23 protein-coding genes are annotated in these 17442 nt (G+C 68.5%); 9 read left to right on the plus strand and 14 right to left on the minus strand.

Translation table 11 applies throughout. From position 1 onward, the window contains the following. A complete protein-coding gene (locus tag BLW75_RS16235) occupies positions 1–423 on the minus strand; it encodes a helix-turn-helix domain-containing protein (RefSeq protein WP_034313685.1) in 423 nt (140 codons plus the stop codon). A gap of 154 nt (positions 424–577) precedes the next feature. Between BLW75_RS16235 and BLW75_RS16240 the strand changes: the two genes are divergently transcribed. From BLW75_RS16240 to BLW75_RS16250, 3 genes are all read left to right on the plus strand, one after another. After that, positions 578–844 carry a hypothetical protein gene (locus BLW75_RS16240; protein ID WP_034313443.1) on the plus strand — a complete coding sequence of 89 codons (267 nt, stop codon included), beginning with the start codon at positions 578–580 and terminating at the stop codon, positions 842–844. Positions 845–861: 17 nt separating this feature from the next. Continuing rightward, positions 862–1143, plus strand: coding sequence for a hypothetical protein (locus BLW75_RS16245; RefSeq protein ID WP_034313446.1), 282 nt, complete (start codon positions 862–864; stop codon positions 1141–1143). Between the two features lie 104 nt (positions 1144–1247). Continuing rightward, a complete protein-coding gene (locus BLW75_RS16250) occupies positions 1248–1688 on the plus strand; it encodes a hypothetical protein (RefSeq protein ID WP_034313448.1) in 441 nt (146 codons plus the stop codon). A gap of 138 nt (positions 1689–1826) precedes the next feature. On the opposite strand, the gene BLW75_RS43955 is transcribed toward BLW75_RS16250, so the two are convergent. After that, complete coding sequence (locus BLW75_RS43955) at positions 1827–1958, minus strand: hypothetical protein (RefSeq protein ID WP_277814967.1); 132 nt, start codon at positions 1956–1958, stop codon at positions 1827–1829. A gap of 114 nt (positions 1959–2072) precedes the next feature. On the opposite strand from BLW75_RS43955, the gene BLW75_RS16260 reads away from it, so the two are divergent. Both BLW75_RS16260 and BLW75_RS16265 read left to right on the plus strand, forming a co-directional pair. Beyond that, the gene (locus BLW75_RS16260; RefSeq protein WP_034313451.1) at positions 2073–2813 is read left to right on the plus strand and encodes a hypothetical protein; all 741 of its coding nucleotides are present in this window, start codon (positions 2073–2075) and stop codon (positions 2811–2813) included. Positions 2814–3010: 197 nt separating this feature from the next. Next, entirely contained in the window at positions 3011–3832 is an 822-nt protein-coding gene (locus BLW75_RS16265; RefSeq protein ID WP_034313453.1) for a hypothetical protein, read from the plus strand. 56 nt (positions 3833–3888) lie between these two features. Here BLW75_RS16265 and BLW75_RS16270 read toward each other — a convergent pair whose 3' ends face one another. Continuing rightward, on the minus strand, positions 3889–5241 hold the full coding sequence (locus BLW75_RS16270) for a flavin monoamine oxidase family protein (RefSeq protein ID WP_034313456.1): 1353 nt from the start codon (positions 5239–5241) through the stop codon (positions 3889–3891). 111 nt (positions 5242–5352) lie between these two features. Here BLW75_RS16270 and BLW75_RS16275 point away from each other — a divergent pair, with 111 nt between their 5' ends. Further along, positions 5353–5979, plus strand: coding sequence for a TetR/AcrR family transcriptional regulator (locus BLW75_RS16275; protein ID WP_034313458.1), 627 nt, complete (start codon positions 5353–5355; stop codon positions 5977–5979). Between the two features lie 91 nt (positions 5980–6070). Next, positions 6071–7057, plus strand: a complete 987-nt coding sequence (locus BLW75_RS16280; RefSeq protein WP_034313461.1) for a glycosyltransferase — start codon at positions 6071–6073, stop codon at positions 7055–7057. 4 nt (positions 7058–7061) lie between these two features. Here the strand turns inward: BLW75_RS16280 and BLW75_RS16285 are convergent, their stop codons facing one another. From BLW75_RS16285 to BLW75_RS16300, 4 genes are all read right to left on the minus strand, one after another. Next, complete coding sequence (locus tag BLW75_RS16285) at positions 7062–7472, minus strand: hypothetical protein (protein WP_034313463.1); 411 nt, start codon at positions 7470–7472, stop codon at positions 7062–7064. A gap of 78 nt (positions 7473–7550) precedes the next feature. Then, the gene (locus BLW75_RS16290; protein ID WP_034313465.1) at positions 7551–8762 is read right to left on the minus strand and encodes a peptidoglycan-binding protein; all 1212 of its coding nucleotides are present in this window, start codon (positions 8760–8762) and stop codon (positions 7551–7553) included. A gap of 35 nt (positions 8763–8797) precedes the next feature. Beyond that, positions 8798–9112: a hypothetical protein gene (locus BLW75_RS16295; protein ID WP_034313468.1), complete on the minus strand. Its 315-nt coding sequence runs from the start codon at positions 9110–9112 to the stop codon at positions 8798–8800. A 276-nt stretch (positions 9113–9388) separates the two neighbouring features. Continuing rightward, positions 9389–10036 carry a response regulator transcription factor gene (locus BLW75_RS16300; RefSeq protein ID WP_034313470.1) on the minus strand — a complete coding sequence of 216 codons (648 nt, stop codon included), beginning with the start codon at positions 10034–10036 and terminating at the stop codon, positions 9389–9391. Positions 10037–10124: 88 nt separating this feature from the next. On the opposite strand from BLW75_RS16300, the gene BLW75_RS16305 reads away from it, so the two are divergent. Next, positions 10125–11006, plus strand: coding sequence for an oxidoreductase (locus BLW75_RS16305; RefSeq protein ID WP_034313686.1), 882 nt, complete (start codon positions 10125–10127; stop codon positions 11004–11006). A 282-nt stretch (positions 11007–11288) separates the two neighbouring features. Here the strand turns inward: BLW75_RS16305 and BLW75_RS43575 are convergent, their stop codons facing one another. Then, positions 11289–11630, minus strand: coding sequence for a hypothetical protein (locus BLW75_RS43575; RefSeq protein WP_241783650.1), 342 nt, complete (start codon positions 11628–11630; stop codon positions 11289–11291). Between the two features lie 36 nt (positions 11631–11666). Beyond that, on the minus strand, positions 11667–11852 hold the full coding sequence (locus BLW75_RS43580) for a hypothetical protein (RefSeq protein WP_241783651.1): 186 nt from the start codon (positions 11850–11852) through the stop codon (positions 11667–11669). A gap of 28 nt (positions 11853–11880) precedes the next feature. Here BLW75_RS43580 and BLW75_RS16315 point away from each other — a divergent pair, with 28 nt between their 5' ends. Next, the gene (locus tag BLW75_RS16315) at positions 11881–12282 is read left to right on the plus strand and encodes a winged helix-turn-helix transcriptional regulator (RefSeq protein WP_241783653.1); all 402 of its coding nucleotides are present in this window, start codon (positions 11881–11883) and stop codon (positions 12280–12282) included. 97 nt (positions 12283–12379) lie between these two features. Here BLW75_RS16315 and BLW75_RS16320 read toward each other — a convergent pair whose 3' ends face one another. The 5 genes from BLW75_RS16320 to dpgA form a co-directional block, all read right to left on the minus strand. Further along, the gene (locus BLW75_RS16320; RefSeq protein ID WP_034313475.1) at positions 12380–13462 is read right to left on the minus strand and encodes a 3-deoxy-7-phosphoheptulonate synthase; all 1083 of its coding nucleotides are present in this window, start codon (positions 13460–13462) and stop codon (positions 12380–12382) included. A 171-nt stretch (positions 13463–13633) separates the two neighbouring features. Further along, positions 13634–14431 (minus strand): enoyl-CoA-hydratase DpgD, encoded by a 798-nt coding sequence (dpgD, locus tag BLW75_RS16325; RefSeq protein WP_034313478.1) that lies wholly within the window; start codon positions 14429–14431, stop codon positions 13634–13636. Then, a complete protein-coding gene (gene dpgC, locus BLW75_RS16330) occupies positions 14428–15645 on the minus strand; it encodes a (3,5-dihydroxyphenyl)acetyl-CoA 1,2-dioxygenase DpgC (RefSeq protein WP_034313481.1) in 1218 nt (405 codons plus the stop codon). Before dpgC ends, dpgD begins: the two co-directional genes overlap by 4 nt. Further along, a complete protein-coding gene (gene dpgB / locus BLW75_RS16335; RefSeq protein WP_034313483.1) occupies positions 15642–16304 on the minus strand; it encodes an enoyl-CoA-hydratase DpgB in 663 nt (220 codons plus the stop codon). Before dpgB ends, dpgC begins: the two co-directional genes overlap by 4 nt. Then, positions 16298–17398 carry a 3,5-dihydroxyphenylacetyl-CoA synthase DpgA gene (dpgA, locus tag BLW75_RS16340; RefSeq protein WP_034313485.1) on the minus strand — a complete coding sequence of 367 codons (1101 nt, stop codon included), beginning with the start codon at positions 17396–17398 and terminating at the stop codon, positions 16298–16300. Before dpgA ends, dpgB begins: the two co-directional genes overlap by 7 nt. Between the last annotated feature and the right edge of the window lie 44 nt (positions 17399–17442).

The raw sequence follows: 17442 nt of genomic DNA on the forward strand, positions 1-17442 counted from the left end.
CTACTCCCCCTGGTCACGCATGGCCTCGCGCCGCTTGATCGCCTCGACGATGTCGGACACGGTGCCGAGCCCCTCCTCGGACAGCGTCACCGCGCGCAACGCCAGGTTGCGCACCGCGGTGTTGCGCAACGCTCCCAGCAACTCGACCTCTTCGGCAAGAGCCCTTCCCTGTTCGTCGTCGAAGAAGTACGCGGGCGGCACCTGGAAGAACGCCGCGAGTGCTTCGAGGTGCCGTTTGGTCGGGTTGTCCCGGCGGCCCGTCCGCAGCTGCCAGAGGTAGGCGGCGGAAAAGGACTCGCCGGTACTCTCCCGGCAGGCCCGCGCCACCTCCTCGTGGCTGTGCTGCTCGCCGTTGGGCCGCCGGACCACCTGGAAGAGGCGGTCGATCCGGTCGGTGAGCGTGGTCGCCCGTGGTTCGGTCATCTTCACCTCTGTAAGCTGAAATGAATCTCTTCAAGATTGCTGTTCACATGAGTTGACAGTCGATCCGACACTCCCTTACGGTCATCACGTTAGCTGAGATGAATGACTGAAGGGAGTCAGTCGATTCTGGCTGACGACTCAGAGGGGAGCACGCATGAAGAAGTTGCTGACCGCGGCCGCACTGGCGGTGGCCGCGGTGACCTTGTCGGCGCCGCCCGCTTTCGCCGTGGAGACGGGGGACTTCCACGCCACCGGCATCGGACCGTACCCGGCGGACGCCATCAGCTCGGCGGAGAAGGTCGCCCGCACCTTCGCGCGCAACACCGGCTGGCTGGACTCGCAGTGCTATCGGCGCAGCGCCGACGTCCGATCGCACACGAGCTACTACAGCGCGACCGTCTGGCTCTACTGCCAGCGATGAAATCAGGAGGGGAAATCATGAACAGAACGATCGCCCGCGCCACGGGGGCCGCCGTGGTCCTCGCGGGACTCATGACACTCGCACCGGGAGTGGCGAGCGCCGAGGAGACCCGGGCGTTCCTCGGGACCACCGTGGAGAAGACGTCGGCCTCGGCCAAGCGGACGGCGTTGCTGCAGGCCTACAACGAGGCTTCGATGTACGGGTTCGCGCAGGAGCGGTGCGTGACCATCCACCTGTACTCGGTGAGGATCAGCTCCGTGATGTACCGGGGTGAAGCCGGGATCCACTGCACGAAGTAGGCAGCACCGCGAAAGCCACTTTCGGGACACCAGACGTCCCGAAAGTGGCTTTCGCGACACCCGCGCCCCGGTGAACGCGCGAAGCGGCAGGCTAGGTTGATCGCATGAGTCTTCTCGATGACGTGGCCGAGCGCGACGGCTGGCGCTGCTGGGTGTGCGACGAACCGGTCGACCCGGACATGTCGGTGAACGACCCGCGCGGGCCGAGCGTCGACAGCCGGACCGCCGATCGGAAGGCCAAGATCGCCGAGCGGCTCGCGCATCGCGGGTGCAACACCCGCAAGGGCGCGGTCAAAGTGGTCATCGCCTGGCCGGACCGTCTGCACGTGGTCGAACCCGCGCCGCTGATCACCGTGGCCGGACGGCTGGAGCGCAAGGGAGGCCGGGAATTGGTGGCCCGCTGCCCGACCGAGCAAGACGCCAAAGAAGCGGCGGAATGGCTCGAGGACCGGTTTTCCCGCCTGGTACCGGGATTGCCGGTGACCGCGGGCGTCGAGCCGGGCGGCGGCCAGTTCCTCGTCATCCTGGCCGCCGGCCGCCGGTGACCCGAGCGACGGGTCACATTCGTCCACAGAGGACACAAGCGATCGCCATCCGTGGAATAACCCTTTCGCCGTCTTCGCGCAAGCCCTGAACGAACCATTGTCCGAGCCGTGGCCTGCCTGTTCAGTCAGGAACCTGCACTACCAGGTCATCAACTGCTCCACCCGCGTCGGCATCTCCTCCGCGCTCCAGGGCGGCACCCCGTGGACCGGCTCCCGGCCGGTCAGCGTCAACATCAGGGCCTGAGCCCACGGAAAACCACTTGAGTCCATGACGACAATTTCACCCGAAAGTGGGTACGGCACCTGCAATTACCCGCATTTCATCGGCATTTCATCGGGGCTCATTAGCGTTCGGCGAGGAATCCGACAGCGGGGAGAAAACCGATGAAAAGAGCCAGCGCACGTCTGTTCGCGACCGCCGTCCTGTCCGCCGTCACCCTGGCCGGAGCCATCGCCGGATCGGGAGCGGCACAGGCGGCGCCCGCGCGACCCGACGGCCCGTGCGGGCCCGTCATGTTCGTCGTGCCGGGATATCAGGACGGCGGGGCACAGAAACTCCTGGACCGGGCGTTCGCTCCCGGCGGCGCCGACCCGGTGCGCATTCCGTATCCCAACGGCGCCGGGGACGTGAATCTGTACGCCGATGTCGACGCGGGGGTCGCCAACCTCCGGACGGCGCTCTACAACCTCTATGTCACCTATGGCTGCGACCTCGAAACGAAGGTCTACATCGTCGGATTCAGTCTCGGCGCGCTCGTCGCGGGCACGGTGCTCGAGACCGAACCACCCGGTCGGAACATCCAGGGTGTGCTGTTCGCGGACGGGCGGCGGCAGCCCGTCGAGTCGAACTGGCCGGGTGACCCGGGTGGACTGATCGGGCACCTGCCCGTTCCCGGCCCCGGCGGTGCCGGTTTCCGGCCGGTGGATTCCTTCCGCTATCCGACGCTCAGCCTGTGCAACGGGCCGAGGGCGGCCGGTGGCGCGGATCTGATCTGCTTCGGCGGCACCAATCTGGACAGCTATTTCAGTTCGCATCCGTATTACAGCTTCGAGGTGAGCAACGAGCTGAACATCCACGGCGAAGGCCCGTACCCGAACAACCTGCGCAACCGCGTCATCCCGTAACCGGCTTCGCGATCTCCCCGGCGTCCGGCGTTCCACGCCGGGGAGGTTGCGCGCCGAGCCGAGGTCGTGCCCTCGCGGACACGGCGGTCCGAACCTTCGGGCACCTCTGCGCCGCACGTGCTTTCCGAAGCAACCCCATTTCGCTTCCGGCGTCTTCCGGACAAAGCTTCACCAAGGAATGCGAGAGGGGCGCTGAAATGAAATTCACCGCGAAGAAGACCATCAAGACGGCCATTGTGGGCGGGGCGCTCGCCGCCACCGCACTCCTTTCCGCATGCGGCGGGAACAATGTCGCCGGAAATGGTTCTCCGGTGAAGAACGCGGCCGTCGAACAGGCTCAGACGGGCGGTGGCCGGGGAGCGGCCGCCGGTGGTTCCGACGCCGAGCCGTCCGGCGGCGACGTCAACTGCAGCGAGCACGGCGGCCAGGTCGGCGCCCCCGGGCGGCCGCGAATGGATCTGATCGCGGTGGCCGCGACCGACGGCACGACGCCGGGCTGCACCGAGGCGTACAACGTGATCACCGAGTACTACGAGAAACTGCCGCAGGCAGAAGGCCCCGGCGAGCGGGTGCTCGACGTGCGGGGCAAATGGACCTGCGCCCGGCTGACGGAAACCGGGACCGAGGTGGTCTGCGGCGTGCCGAACAGCTCCTTGCAGCTGGAGACCAGGCCCTCGGGCGCCGGGAAGGCACCGGTCGAGCAGGACCGGAAGTTCCCGAACACCACCCAGCGGGTGCGGTTCACCGGATACGACGCCGATCTGCGGATGGTCCGCTTCCAGCTGATGACCGACGGCAACACGTACCGGCTTCCGCTGGAACCCGGTGCGGAGGTGTTCAGCGCGGCCACCCTGTGCCCTGGCGAATCGGTCACCATCGACGACGAGGGTCACGGCGACCTGCCGTGCGGCAAGGACCAGCTGATCCAGCAGTTGCGGGAAGGCAACCCGGTGCTCGCGCAGATCAGGGTGAACGGTGAAGACCAGATCGCCACGGTCAAGGAGATCTACCGCCCCTGACACCGAAAAACGGAAACCGGCGGCCGGGAATCCACCCGGCCACCGGTTTTCGGCGTTCACCGCTCCAAAAGCGCGAGCACTTCGGCCGCGGCGCGATGCCCGGAACGGACAGCGCCGTCCATGTAGCCGTTCCAGATGTCGGAGGTCTCCGCGCCCGCCCAATGGATACGCCCGACCGGTGCGGCCAGCGCGGCGCCGTACTGGGTCCACCCGCCCGCGCCGAGGCGGCCGCCGTAACAGCCGCGGGTGTACTCCTCCTCCATCCAGTTCTGTTCGACGTAATCGATCGGTTCCGCCGCTTCCGGCCCGAACTGCTTCACCAGCGTGGCCACCGCGGCCTCGCGGCGTTCCCGGGGCGACAGGCGGGCGACCTCGCGGGCGTGGGCGCCCTCGAAGAAGCCGACGAGGACGCCACAGGAACCGTCCGGCGGCGAGTTGTCCAGGGTGACGCACAGCGGGTCGTCCAGGTTGAACGCGAACCCGTTGAGCCCGGCGTCGCGCCAGAACGGCGCCGGGTAGGCCACCTGGACCTTGATCACGCTGCCCATCGGGATCTGCTGGGTCAGCCCGTCGCGTGCCGCGGGGAGCGCCGGCTCGTAGTGCAGCCGTCCGGCCAGCGCGGGCGGGATCGCCACGATCACCCGCTGGGCGGCGATCAGTCCGCCGTCGTGGCGCACCTCGACCCCGTCCGCGTGGTGGGCGATGCCGCGAACCGGTGCGCCGAGCGTGACGACGTCGCCCAGCCGATCGGCGAGCCGCTCGGAGATCAGATGGGTGCCGCCCACGACTCGCAGTTCCTGCGCACCACCGGTGGTGCCGACGAGGATGTCCAGCGAGCCCGCGGATTTGACGTAGAACAGGAAGTGCAGCAACGACATCTCCGCCGGTTCCGCGGAGAACACCGCGGCGACGACGGCTCCCCAGAACGCGAGGGCCTCGGCGTCGTCCGTGGCGGTGCGGAGCCATTCGTCCAGGGTTTTGCGATCCAGCTCCGCGGCTTCGGGTGACGTCCACGGAGAGGCGAGCGACACGGTGCCCGCCAAGGCTTCGAGTTCGACCTTCATCCGGCCGACTTCGAGCGCCGCCTGACCGGACAGCCCGAACGTTTCGTCGGCGTAGGTGGTGCGCCTGCCGTGGTAGATCGTCACCGCCGCTCCGTCGTCGTGGGTCGGGAACGTTTCGAGGCCGAGTTCGGCGACCAGGTTCAGGACCTCGGTCTGCGTCCGGCCGATCCACTGACCGCCCAGTTCGACCGGGACCCCGTTGACCAGCTCACGACCGAGGTTGCGGCCCGCCACCCGGTCCCTTGCCTCCAGCACGGCGACCGTGCGTCCCGCGCCGGTCAGCGCGCGAGCGGCCGTCAACCCCGCGAGGCCCGCTCCGATCACCACGACATCGACTGTGTGCACCGCAGACTCCCAAATTGTCGGTCGGTTGTCCGACTCAAATTAAGGCAGGGCTCCATCCGGCACAAGAGCCGATATGCGAAACTCGGACACTGTCGACGAAGGAGAAGCCGGATGGCCTACGTGAAGGCGGCGGAACGCGAGGGGCAGATCGTCACCGCGGCGATCCGGGTGCTCAGCACCGTCGGCGTACCCGGGACCACTCTTCGCGCGGTGGCCGCCGAAGCGGGGATCTCGCTGGGCACGCTCCATTACGTCTTTCCGAGCAAGGACCAACTGTTGCGCGCGGTCATCGGCACGATCGTCGACGACATCTCCGACGCGCTGCGCAGCGGCCTCGACCCGGACAGAGGTTTCGAGCACGCGCTCCGGACGGGCATGACGACGTTCTGGGACAAACTCGTCGAGGGTGACGTCGGACTGCAGATCCTGCAGTACGAGCTCTCCAGCTACTCGTTGCGGAGCGAGGCCCCGGACCTTGCCCGTTCCCAGTACGACGGCTACATCTCGCTCGTGACCAGGCTTTGCGAACAGGCGGCCATCGCCGCCGGCGAGCGCTGCGCAGTCGGCTTCGACACGCTGGGCCGGCTCGCGCTGGCCTCCGTCGACGGCCTGATCCTGCAGTACGTGGCCAACCCGGATCCGGTGCGCGCCCACGGCGATCTCGAACGAGCGCTGGACATGGTCGTGTTATTGGCGGACCCGCAGCCCGTCGCGGCGCGCACCAGGCATCCGCGCTAGCGCCGGAATTGTAGGTCACCTGTCCGAGTTCACTCCTGTGCTACCGTTCAGATGTTCTCAACATCTGTTTCAGACATCCGGAATGGAACGCATGCGGATTCTCTTCGCCAGCCTTGCCTCGGTCGGCCACACCTATCCGTTGATCCCGCTCGCGATCGCCGCCAGGGACGCCGGGCACGAAGTACATTTCGCCGCCGGAGAGAACGTCCACCCGCCTCTGCACAGGAACGGTCTCAGGCCTTTCCGCCCGGCGGACGCGTTCTACGAGATCTACGCCGAGGACCTCGAGCCGGCACTGGCGCGGCTACGGCCCGACCTGGTCGTGCACGAATGGGGACAGCCCGGGGTGGCCATCGCCGCGGAGCGCGCCGGGATCCCTGGCCTCTGGCACGGATTCGGCCGCATGTTCCCCGACGGGATCGGGCTCGAACCGCCGACGAGGCCCGACCGGCCGCATCTCGACATCTGCCCACAGTCCTTGCAGGACAAGAACTTCCTCGCGACGGCCGAACGTGTCGCACTGCGCCCGGTGCCCTACTCCGAACCCGCGGTGCCCCCGTGGCGCGTCGAGAAGTCCGCCCGCCCGCTGATCTACCTGACGCTCGGCACCGCCTTCGGCACGCCGGAACTCCTCGGCACCGTGATCCGCGGGCTGGCTCCGCTCGGCGCGGACGTGGTGGTCGCCTCGGGCCGGGTCCGCCCGGACGAACTCGGCACCGTGCCGGACAACGTGACGGTGCGGGCGTGGATCCCGCAAGCGGACCTGCTGCCGCAGGTCGACGTGGTCGTGCACCACGGCGGCAGCGGCACGACACTCGGCGCGCTTTCCGTCGGCGTCCCGCAGCTGATCCTCCCGCAGGGGGCCGATCAGTTCGCCAACGCCGAGGCCCTGTGCGCGGCGGGTGCCGCGCTGAGTCTCCAGCCCGGCCTGCCGAGCGCGGAAGCCGTCACCGAACGTGTCGGGAGCCTGCTGGGGCGGAACGCCCATCGCGACGCGGCCAGGGCGATCGCCGAGGAGATCGCCCTGATGCCCTCCCCCGGCGAGATCGCCCGCGCCTTGCCGGACTGGACCTCGTGACGGGTCAGAACCCGAACAGCTCCTGCGGTACTTCGTGCTCGTCCGGCCAGGTCAGCCAGGCGACGTCGGTCGGGCCGATGGCGCAGTTGGCCACCCGCCAGGACCGCGCGTCGTCGTCGACGCCCGTTTCGCTCCTCTTCTTGAGCAGGGCGACGTAGACGTCGGACATGACGCCGTCGGCCCGCTTGTTCTCCCAGATGGTGCCGGCGTAGTACGACCGACCGGGTTCGGTGCCGCGCATCGTCCCCTGCAGGAACACCCAGGGACCGAGCCGGTCGAGCTGTTCCACGGCCACCTGGACCCGATCGCCGAATTCCTGGTCGAGCCGGGCGGTGGCGGCCTGGAGTACCGCTTCCCGGACCGGGTCGCCGGGGTTCAGCGACACCGGGACGGGTCGTGCGGACGGGGTGTACATCGAGCTACCTCCCACTGGCGGGCAGCGACGCGAGCGAACGCGTCAGCCTGCCCGGTGCTGCTCTGGCGGTCTGTCGGATCAGGTCGGCGGGGTGAGGATCTTCACGAGGCCGCCACCGCCGCCCATGCTGATCTTCTGCGAACCGTCGGGGTTGACGTTGTTCGAGCCGATGAACTGGCCATCGCCCGCGTACAGCACGACGTGCCCGCCGTTGTTCGAGATCACCACGTCGCCCGGTTTCGCTTCGGAAAGCGGCACCGACTTCCAGCCGTCCGCTTCGAGGTTGGCCGTCAGGCCCGCGACCGAGGCACTGGCCTGCCCCTTGTCGATCAGGCCCGCCGCCTCGAGACAGCCGGAAACGAAGTTCGCGCAGTTGACGTTGTTGGGCACCCACGACTGCATGGCGGGCAGCTCGCCGCTGCCCTTGAGGTCGCCGGCGTTGCGGCCGAGGAACTGCTCGGCGATCTTCGCCGGGTTGTCGCCCCGGGCGTCGATCGGCTTCGCGGGCCTGCCGTCGCCCGGCACCCCGGCGGGGCCGCCACCGCCACCGCCGCCGCCTCCACCACCGCCGCCGTCTCCCCCGCCGTAACTGGGTGCGCTGCCCACGTTGGAGTTGACCGGCTTCGCGTTGACGCTCGACGCCGTGGTCTGGCCGTCGTCGGCGGGGATGAGCTCGATGAAACCGCCTTCGATCTCCAGGCCGAGCGGCTTGAGGAGATCGTCGATCTGCTTCTCGGCGTCGTCCAGCGCCTTCTCGATCTCGTCCTTCTTGCCGTTCGAGTCTTTTTCGTTGAGCTGCCGGAGCCGCTCGATGTCCGTCGCGGCGGAGGCGATCTCGTTGTCGTCCTTCGAGCTGTTCTTCCGGCGGCGGGCCGCGTCGATCAGCTTGCGGTTGTCCGCGTCCTTGTCGTTGGCTTCCTGGGCGAGCTGGGCGACCTTCTTCTTGACCTCGTCGAGGATCTCGGAAACCCGCTGGAGGATGTTCTTGGCGGCCTCGGCCTTGTCGCTCACCTTGTAGCTGGCCTTGCCGAGCTTTTCGAGGTGTTCGGCGACGGCGTCGGCGTCCTTGCCCTCCCAGTTGCGCAGGACGTCGTCGCGGAAGACCTTGAGGTCGTCGCCGAGGTCGTTCGCCCTCGTCGCCGCCCCGCCGACCTTCCTCGCCTGGTCGTTGACCGCGCTCGAATTGAGCTTCTGCGCCTGCTGGGCGTGTTTGTCGATGGCGTCCAACGACTTCGGACGGTCGTGCGACGGGTCGTCGAGCGTGCTCGGATTCCGCTCCGCGGTGGTCATCGGTCAAATCCCCCTGGTTCCCGTCTTCAGTCCGATCAGTCCCGCTCGCGGGCGCCGCCGCGGAGGGTGTCGACACCCGCGGCTTCGTCGTTCCGCATGCGTTGGGCGGCGTTGGCCAGCGCGTTCGACGCGGCATCGACCAGCTTCGCGGCGGCCGCCAGTTCGGCGTTCACACCGCGGTGGAAACCCTTCATCGTGGTCCCCGTGCTGGCCGCGTTCTTCAGGTCGCCGAACGCGCCGCCGGGATCACCGTCGCCGAGGTCCTTGCCCGCGCCGCTGTAGCCGTCCTTGAGCCCGCCGACCTTTTTGGCCAGCGCGGCGATCTGCTCTGGATCGAATCGGCGAGTCATGAATGATCCCTCCAGTCCGGCGCCTGCGCGCGTGCTTGCCTGACCCACGATGTCTACCCGCGCACCCTATGAGTTCACACCCACGTGTGCGCGCCGTTTCCCGAAACGCGATGACGCCGTTCGTGTACACCGACGCATCCGGCGGCGCGTTGGTTCCCGGAAGTTTCCACCGGCATCCTCGGCGGCAAGATCTTACCCTCTCGGCGCCGGTGGACAGCGGGATACCGGGTTCCAGGAGCTACTTTCCGTAGCTGTTTCTCACCCGGTCAGGTGGGGCTAGACCAAACCCAGTTCGCGAGCCCGGACGCCCGCCTGGAAACGGGACTCGGCACCCAGCGCCGCCATCAGCTCGGCCACCCGTCGCCGGTAGGTCCGCACGCCGAGGCCGAGGCTCCGGGCGGCGGCTTCGTCCTTGACACCGCTGCCGAGCAGGTCCAGCACCGCGGGCGCGAGGCGCCTGATCTCGGACACCTGCGTGTCGAAGACGTCGAGCTCGGTCGCCGCTCGCCAGGTCGCCTCGAACAGCGACATCACGCCCTGCACGGTTTCGGGCTGGGTGATGACGCTGTATCCGCGTTGCCCGGCGACGAGGTCACCGGCCAGGATGACGAGCCTGCCGTCCATCACGATCGTCTCGTTGACGTCCTCGGTGGAAATACGGACCTGGGCTCCATGCCGGTCGCGGACCCTCGTGAGCTCCTGCGCGGCTCCCGGGTCGAGCAGCAGACCGGCCCGGTAGATCTTGCGGATCCGGACCTCGCCTGCCCGGCGCTCGGCGATCTCGCCTGCTCCGTGGGCGGCGACCCAGGTCGCGAGGTCGTTGGCGGCGCATGCCAGGTCGGTCACGGTCGAGAACAGGTGCCCGACCCGGCGGAACAGCTCCTCTTCGCCGCGCACGACCGTCACCGCATCACTCGTCCGCATGGCATCGATACTGCCTCAACCGCGCGACGGGGTGGCAGGTTGTTGCCATTTTCTGACTACGGAAGGCCTCGTCACGACGCTGGTGGTCATGACGAACTTTCACGAAACCTGGCGGCTCGGGGACCTGACCGTCAACCGGCTCGGCCTCGGCGCGATGCGGCTGACCGGGATGCCATGGGACGAGAAGCCCAAGAGCCGCGAAAGCGCGATCGCCGTCCTGCGCCGCGCGATCGAACTCGGCGTCGACCACATCGACACCGCTTCGTTCTACTTCACGCCCACGCGCTCGGCGAACGAACTGATCGCCACCGCGCTCCAGCCCTACCCCGAAGGCCTCGTGATCACCACGAAGGTCGGCGCGGGCCGCGACCGCGACGGCGAATTCTCCTTCGCGCGCCCGGATCAGCTCCGCGGCCAGGTCGAGGAGAACATCCGGCAGCTCGGTCTCGACCACCTCGACGTCGTCAATCTGCGCTGGGGCGCCGCGATGGGTAAGGAGCCCGGCTCGGTGGCGGAACATTTCGGCGCGCTGGCGGAACTGCGCGAGGCAGGCTTGATCCGCCATCTGGGTGTCTCCAACGTCGTGGCGGAACAGCTGACCGAGGCTCTGACGATCGCTCCGGTGGTCTGCGTGCAGAACCGCTACGGCCTGGCCGACCGGGAGGACGACGCGCTGCTCGACCTGTGCGGCGAACACGGCATCGCGTTCGTGCCGTTCTTCGCCGTCACCACTTCGCTTCCCGGCGCCGCCACGCCCGACGCCGTTCCGGGGCAGGCCGAGGTCGCGAAGGTCGCCGCGGCGCACGACGCGACCCCGGCGCAGATCCGGCTCGCCTGGACCCTGCACCGCGGCGCGCACGTGCTCGCCATCCCCGGGACCGGCGACCCCCGGCATCTGGAGGAGAACGTCGCGGCGGGCGGCCTGCGGTTGAGCGAGGAGGAGCTGGCCCTGCTCGACGGTGTCGGCTAGCGGGCGGCCGGTCCGGGTGGTCGTGACAGGGACGGTCTCGCCGGACTGTGTGGATTTCGGGTCATCCAACGCCCCCAAATCCACACGGTGAGGGACGCGGTCCGGTTTGCCCCCTCGCGAGACCTTGCGTATGGCATAAATCGGTCATGTCGCCGCACTGATGTGTCCTTTGTAGACACCCGCGCATCATCGGCCGGTCCGGAGGGGCAGGCGAAGTGTCAGCTGTTGCGAAGGGGACTCTCGCTGCATCCGATGCGAGGAAAGTCCCCTTCGCCCAGGCCGTCAGCGGCGGATCCGGTGGTCCACGGCGACCCAGTTCGTCTCCCAGGTCGTCCCGCCGTCGGCCGAGAACGCCTGCTCGAAACGCGCCTCGTCCGGGCCGTGCCGGAAGACGAGGAAACGCACCTTGATCGGCCGCCCGGCGAGCTGGTCGTCGCCATGGAATTCGCCGACGCCGTCGCGGAACCCGCCGTAGACCGATGGGGTGAGCAGGCCGTCCCGCATGTTGACGAAGGTCAAGCTCCACCGGCCCGCCTGCGGTTCGTACAGCCGCAGGTTGAGCGCGTCGATGCGCCCGTCGGGGCCGGAGACCTCGAATTCGAGGGCGTTCGCCCGCCGGTCCATGAGCGGGCGGACGGTGCTGGTGCCCGCGAACTGGAGTTACCGGTCCGCGGAATCCGAAAGCGGCTCGGCCAGCACCCGCACCGAGGAGCGCCAGGCGCCGATCTCCCAGTCGAACGCGCGTTGCCCGTCGGGCGAAGTCGAAGCGGCACCCGACGCGGCCGTGGCGATCAGCATCAGGGCTGAAAGGCCCACCGTCAGGATTCGTTTGTATGGCACGGTCATGGTCCGACTATCCGAGCGGAGGACGACCATGGACAAGAAGGCACCTGCGGGTAACCTTCCGCGTCCCAACCCGCTGCCCGGCTGTCCGATGGCCGCGGCGTTCGCCGCGGTCGGCGGGAAATGGAAATTGACGCTCTTGTACTGGCTCGCTCACGGCGAGACCCATTTCGCCGGCCTCCGCCGCCGGGGCGCCCCCATCACCCCCAAGGTGCTGGCCGAGCAGTTGCGCGAACTCGAGGCCGACGGACTCGTCGAACGCGTGGTGACCGGGCCGGTCCCGGCGCGCGTCATCTACCGGCTCACTCCTTACGGGGTCACGGTCCTGCCGGTGGTCGAGGGCGTCCGGGTCTGGGGCGAGGCGCATCTCGAACGCACCCGGGGCGACGCCGCCCCGAACACCGCGATGGGCTGCGCCGAGTCGATCGGATAGCGCACACGCGTGATCAGACGGACGCCTCACGTGATCAGACGGACGACACGCGTGATCAGACGCGCATCTCGCGTGATTGGGGACGTAACTCGCGTGATCAGAGGGCGCGCACGCCGGCCCGGCGGGCGGCGGTCGCCGTGGCGAGGGACTGGAGCACCTCCTGGGTAGCGGCGATGTCGATGCAGGCGTCCGTGATGGACTGGCCGTAGGTGAGCGGCCGGTCGGGGTGGAGGTCCTGGCGGCCCGCCTGGAGGTTGGATTCGAGCATGACCCCGACGATGCCGCGCTGACCGTTCTTGATCTGTTCGGCGATCTGGCCGGCGACGACGGCCTGCCGAAGATGGTCCTTGCGGCTGTTGTCGTGGCTGGCGTCGATCACCACCCGCCGGGGCAGTCCCGCGTTCTGCAGGGCGGTGAGCGCCGCGCGGACGGACGCCGGATTGTGGTTGGGCGCGCTGTTTCCGCCGCGCAGCACGAGGTGGCAGTCCGGATTGCCCGCCGTGTGCAGGATCGCGGGCAGGCCGCTGGGGTCGACGCCAGGGACGACGTGGCGCGCTTCGGCGGCACGGATGGCGTCGACGGCGACGGTGACATCGCCGTCGCGGCGGTTCTTGAAACCGACCGGCATGGACAGCCCGCTGGCCAGCATGCGGTGGTTCTGGCTTTCCACCGTGCGCGCGCCGATCGCGCCCCACGAGACGGTGTCGGCCAGGTACGCCGGAATGGTGGTGTCCAGCCATTCGCACGCGGCGGGCAGGCCACCCTCGGCGAGTTCGAGGAGCAGGTCCCTGGCGATGCGCAGGCCGCGGTTGACGTCGCCGGTGCCGTCGAGGTGCGGGTCGTTGATGAGCCCCTTCCAGCCACCGACCGTGCGGGGCTTTTCGAAGTACACGCGCATGACGACCAGCAGGTCGTCGGCGAACCGGCCGGCGAGGGCGGCGAGGCGGTCGGCGTATTCGAGTGCCGCCGCGGGATCGTGGATGGAACAGGGCCCGGCGATCACGAGCAGCCGGTCGTCCGTGCCGTCGAGGACGCGCAGGACGTTTTCCCTGCCCTGTCGCACCGTGTCGGCCGCGTTGGCGCCGAGCGGCAGTTCATGGTGCAGCAGGGCGGGCGTGACCAGTGGGACCATCCGGTCGATGCGCTGGTTGTCGAGTTCGACCGTGGCGAGCGTTGTCATCACAGATATCCAGGATTTCTGCCGGCACCGGGTGAAGGGAAAGCCGGGATTTCCGGCCCGGCCGGCGGTCTCGGGTGAACGAAGAAACAAACCCGGCGTTATTCGAGCGAGAAAGTCTCCTACCCGGAATCTTCCACCATTCGCCACGCGGAACAACGGTCCAACCCGAATTCAGCGACCGGTCCAGACCGGATCCCGTTTCTCGGCGAAGGCGCGGGGTCCTTCGCTCGCGTCCACACTGGTCCGTCGTCGTTCTTCCCACGGATACGAGGTTTTGAACGCTTCTTCGAGCGGGAGGTCGAGCGAGCGCAGCGCGGCCTCCTTGATCGCGCGGACCGAAAGCGGGGCGGCGCGCACCAGATCGTCCGTCCATTCGGTGACGCGCCGGTCCAATTCGGCGAACGGCACGACTTCGTTGACCAGTCCGTGGTGAAGGGCCGTCGCCGCGTCCATTCTGCGCCCGGTCAGCAGATATCCCATCGCCACTTTCAGCGGCAGCTGCCGCGGCAACCGGAACACGCCACCCGCCCCGGCGATCAGGCCGAGCCGGACCTCCGGCAACGCGAAGACCGCCTCGTCGGAGGCGATGACGATGTCGCACGCGAGCGCGAGTTCGAAACCGCCACCCAGCGCGTAGCCGTGCACCCGGCCGACCACCGGTTTGGACAGGGTGAACCGGTCGGTCAGCCGGGGATGTCCCGGCTGACAGCTGCTGCCGAACGTCGACGCTTCGACGCCTTCCTCGGTCAGCCGCGCGCGTTCCTTGAGGTCCTGCCCGACCGAGAACGCGCGATCCCCCGCGCCGGTCAGGACCACCACCCGGACGTCGTCGTCGGCTTCGACGTCGTCCCAGATCCCGGCGAGTTCCGCGTGCATCCGCCGGTTCATCGCGTTCAGCGCTTCGGGCCGGTCCATCGTCACGTAGGCGACGTGGTCCTTCTTTTCGTACCGCACCGGGCTTTCGCTCATCGCGCGCCCACCGCGAAGCCGTCCACCTTGCCGATCACGTCGGCGCCGTAGATGCGCAAGGCCTGCTGCAGCGCGAACTCCGCGATGTACCGGCGGAATTCCTCCGGTGGTTCCTCGGCAAGGTTCAGCATGCGCCGGTTCGCGACCACGGCTTCCCCGTCGAGCCGGGTGAGCGCGCCGTCGATCGCCGCGTCCATCTCATCCGGCGCGGCGACCTCGTCGACGATCGACCGGGCGTCCGGCTCGTCGGCCCGGAGCTTGCGTCCGCCGAGGATCACCTGGCGGGCCACCCGCGGTCCGGCGATCCGGGAAAGCCGGAAGTTCGACACCCCGGGGATGATCCCCTCCTTCGCCGCCGGAAGGCTGAGGTACGTGTCGGACGCCGCGAGCACGTGATCGAAGACCAGCAGCAGTTGGGTCCCGCCGCCGATGGCGAAGGAATCGACGGCCGCCATCCAGGGCTTGTCGGTGAACCTGGAGTGCCAGGATCCGTCCGTCAGCAGACCGCGGAAGATCTTCTGGATGTAGCCCGTTTCGCGCCGCAGAAGGAAATCGACGAGCGGGATCTCGCCGGCGCTGAGCTTCTTGAGGTTGATCCCCGCACAGAACACCCGGCGCCCCAGGTACCGGGAATGACTCATCACCCCGCCCCGCAGGAGTCCCACCCGGACGGACGGGTCGAGCAGCGTCAGGTCGACCGCCGTCTCCATGTCGTCGACCTGCTGGGCGTCCTCGGCGTTCAGGCAGTCGTCGCGGCACAGGGTCAGGTGCGCGACACCGTCACGGCGTTCGAGCCGGACGGCCTCCATCTCCACGACACCGGTCTCGAGGAATTCGGGCAGCAGCCGCTGTGCCCTGGCGGTGGGCCGGAGCATCGCGTCGAGCAGATGCGGGCCTGCCTTCGGCGCGCGCAGGATCCCGCGCAGGAAGATGCCCTGGTCGATCTCGCGCCCTTCCTTCTCCGCCTGCGAACGCGACCGCTCAGCCGCCATCTGCTGCTCGGAGGGCACCAGACCGGGGAAGGCGAGCGCGGCGGCCCGGACGAGTTCGTCGATGCGCAGGTACCGCGTCCGGCCGTCGGTGAGTTCGGCGTAGATCTCTTCGGCATGCGCCTCGACAAAGGCCGTGCGCAGCGCTCGGATGTCGTCGTCGACCCGGTGGGCCTCCCCCGCCAGGGCCCGGAGATCGAGCCCTGGCGCGCTGTCCGTCGTCACGGCTTGGCTTCCCGCCGCAGGGCCCGGTCCGCCGCGGCCAGATGGGAACCGAGCGCCTCCTCGAAGGTGGTCGAGCCCGCTTCGAAGATCAGCTGGCGCCGGATCGCCGCCTCGGCGCCGTCCCCGGCAGCCTCCAAAGAGGACAGTGTCGCGGCCGGGTCGCCGGACACCTCGTCGATCAGGTTGAGCGCGAGCGCCCGGTCCGTCCCGATCGGCGTGCCGAGCAGTACGGCCCGCCGGATACCCGCCGCGCCCGCCTGCTTGGTGAGCCGGTACACGGTCATCCCCGGCCAGGTGCCGCCACCCGCCGAGGCGAGCCGCAAGGTGGTGCCCGGCTCGGCGATCCGGACGTCGGCGGCGAGCAGGAGATCCAGCGCCATCCCGGCGCAGTCACCCGACGCCACCACGGCCGTGAGCCTGCCAAGGCGTTCGAACCGGCGCACGGCCCGCTCCCATTTGGACACCAAGCCGACCGCGAGTCCCTTCGCCCAGCCGGCAGGCGGGGCCCCTGTGACGTGGACGGTCACCGGTCCCGGTTCACGCTGGTCCTCGGCACGATCGCAGAGCGCGGCGACCTCCTCGACGGCCGCCACGGACAGCGGACGGGAGCCGTCGAAACGCAGCACCAGGTCGCTCTTGATTTCGTTACGCGTCACCATTGAATAAGCGCCATTTCGATTGTGGAGCCAGGCCCCATGGTCATGAGCACGCCGTAGTCCCCCGGGCGGGCGACGTCTTCGTCGGCGAGCCGCTCGTAGGAGAAGAGGAAGGAGCCGCTGGAGAGATTCCCGTAGTCGCGGAGCACGCCGGTGGTGTGCCGGACGTCGTACCGGCTCAGGCCGAGGTTGACGACGACCGCGTCGATCACCTTCTTCCCACCGGAATGCACCAGCCAGTGGGCGATGTCGCTGCGGCGCAGGCCCGTCCCGGACAGGAGCCGGTCGATGACGATTTCGGCGTGCGCCCCGACCACGTAGGGAATCTGCGGATCGAGGAAGAAACTGAACCGGTCCTGGTCACGGTCCCAGTCGTAGCGCATCGCGTCGACCGCGTCGGTGATGATGTAACTGGCGAATTTCAGGACGCGCGGACCCGGCACGCGTCCGTCGCCGGATACGAGCGCGAGCGCCGCGGATCCGTCGCCGAAAAGACTGTTGACCACCGCGGTCCGCATCGTGCCGTCCAGGGCGTAGGCGGCGGAGCACGCCTCGCTGCACAGGACGACGCCGAGTTCGCCAGGGTGCGCCGCGGACCAGCCCGCGACCACGTTGAGCGCGTTGAGACCGGCGTTGCAGCCCATGCCCACGATGTCCGACCGGCTGCAGTGCGGGTCGATGCCCAGCTCACGGATGATCAGCGCGCTGAGGCCGGGGGTCAGGAAGCCGGTCGAGGTGACACAGCAGAGGTGACGCAGGTCGGAAAGCGTCGCTCCCGACGACTTCAGGCAGGCTTCGAGCGCGCGGCAGCCCATGTCGACGGCGATCTTCTTGTGCTTGTCGAGCAGATCGCCCTGTGGTTCGGCCGCGCGGGCGCCGCCGGGCTCCTCCGGCGGGAGGGTGAGGAAACGCCGCTCGATGGCGCTGTTCAGGAAGACCGAGCGGATCTTCGGATCTTCGATGCCGAGGATCTCGATGAGTTCGGTTTGCGAGTAGGACGCCGAGGAGACCGCGGTCCCCACGCCGGCGAACCGGGTGATCTCGGTGAGTCCGGTGAGGACGGAAAGGTCTTCGGCCGGTTCGACGATGGCAGTCATCGGTACATCCACCCCCATGTTCTGAGCTTGCTACGGAGCAGCTG

The organism is Amycolatopsis lurida, from assembly GCF_900105055.1.
GTDB lineage: Bacteria > Actinomycetota > Actinomycetes > Mycobacteriales > Pseudonocardiaceae > Amycolatopsis > Amycolatopsis lurida.

Bases quoted from the DNA above. Each gene is read 5' to 3' on its own strand.
- BLW75_RS16235 (WP_034313685.1), bottom strand. From the start codon at position 423: ATGACCGAACCACGGGCGACCACGCTCACCGACCGGATCGACCGCCTC.
- BLW75_RS16240 (WP_034313443.1), top strand. From the start codon at position 578: ATGAAGAAGTTGCTGACCGCGGCCGCACTGGCGGTGGCCGCGGTGACC.
- BLW75_RS16245 (WP_034313446.1), top strand. From the start codon at position 862: ATGAACAGAACGATCGCCCGCGCCACGGGGGCCGCCGTGGTCCTCGCG.
- BLW75_RS16250 (WP_034313448.1), top strand. From the start codon at position 1,248: ATGAGTCTTCTCGATGACGTGGCCGAGCGCGACGGCTGGCGCTGCTGG.
- BLW75_RS43955 (WP_277814967.1), bottom strand. From the start codon at position 1,958: ATGGACTCAAGTGGTTTTCCGTGGGCTCAGGCCCTGATGTTGACGCTG.
- BLW75_RS16260 (WP_034313451.1), top strand. From the start codon at position 2,073: ATGAAAAGAGCCAGCGCACGTCTGTTCGCGACCGCCGTCCTGTCCGCC.
- BLW75_RS16265 (WP_034313453.1), top strand. From the start codon at position 3,011: ATGAAATTCACCGCGAAGAAGACCATCAAGACGGCCATTGTGGGCGGG.
- BLW75_RS16275 (WP_034313458.1), top strand. From the start codon at position 5,353: ATGGCCTACGTGAAGGCGGCGGAACGCGAGGGGCAGATCGTCACCGCG.
- BLW75_RS16280 (WP_034313461.1), top strand. From the start codon at position 6,071: ATGCGGATTCTCTTCGCCAGCCTTGCCTCGGTCGGCCACACCTATCCG.
- BLW75_RS16285 (WP_034313463.1), bottom strand. From the start codon at position 7,472: ATGTACACCCCGTCCGCACGACCCGTCCCGGTGTCGCTGAACCCCGGC.
- BLW75_RS16290 (WP_034313465.1), bottom strand. From the start codon at position 8,762: ATGACCACCGCGGAGCGGAATCCGAGCACGCTCGACGACCCGTCGCAC.
- BLW75_RS16295 (WP_034313468.1), bottom strand. From the start codon at position 9,112: ATGACTCGCCGATTCGATCCAGAGCAGATCGCCGCGCTGGCCAAAAAG.
- BLW75_RS16300 (WP_034313470.1), bottom strand. From the start codon at position 10,036: ATGCGGACGAGTGATGCGGTGACGGTCGTGCGCGGCGAAGAGGAGCTG.
- BLW75_RS16305 (WP_034313686.1), top strand. From the start codon at position 10,125: ATGACGAACTTTCACGAAACCTGGCGGCTCGGGGACCTGACCGTCAAC.
- BLW75_RS43575 (WP_241783650.1), bottom strand. From the start codon at position 11,630: ATGGACCGGCGGGCGAACGCCCTCGAATTCGAGGTCTCCGGCCCCGAC.
- BLW75_RS43580 (WP_241783651.1), bottom strand. From the start codon at position 11,852: ATGACCGTGCCATACAAACGAATCCTGACGGTGGGCCTTTCAGCCCTG.
- BLW75_RS16315 (WP_241783653.1), top strand. From the start codon at position 11,881: ATGGACAAGAAGGCACCTGCGGGTAACCTTCCGCGTCCCAACCCGCTG.
- BLW75_RS16320 (WP_034313475.1), bottom strand. From the start codon at position 13,462: ATGACAACGCTCGCCACGGTCGAACTCGACAACCAGCGCATCGACCGG.
- dpgD (WP_034313478.1), bottom strand. From the start codon at position 14,431: ATGAGCGAAAGCCCGGTGCGGTACGAAAAGAAGGACCACGTCGCCTAC.
- dpgB (WP_034313483.1), bottom strand. From the start codon at position 16,304: ATGGTGACGCGTAACGAAATCAAGAGCGACCTGGTGCTGCGTTTCGAC.
- dpgA (WP_034313485.1), bottom strand. From the start codon at position 17,398: ATGACTGCCATCGTCGAACCGGCCGAAGACCTTTCCGTCCTCACCGGA.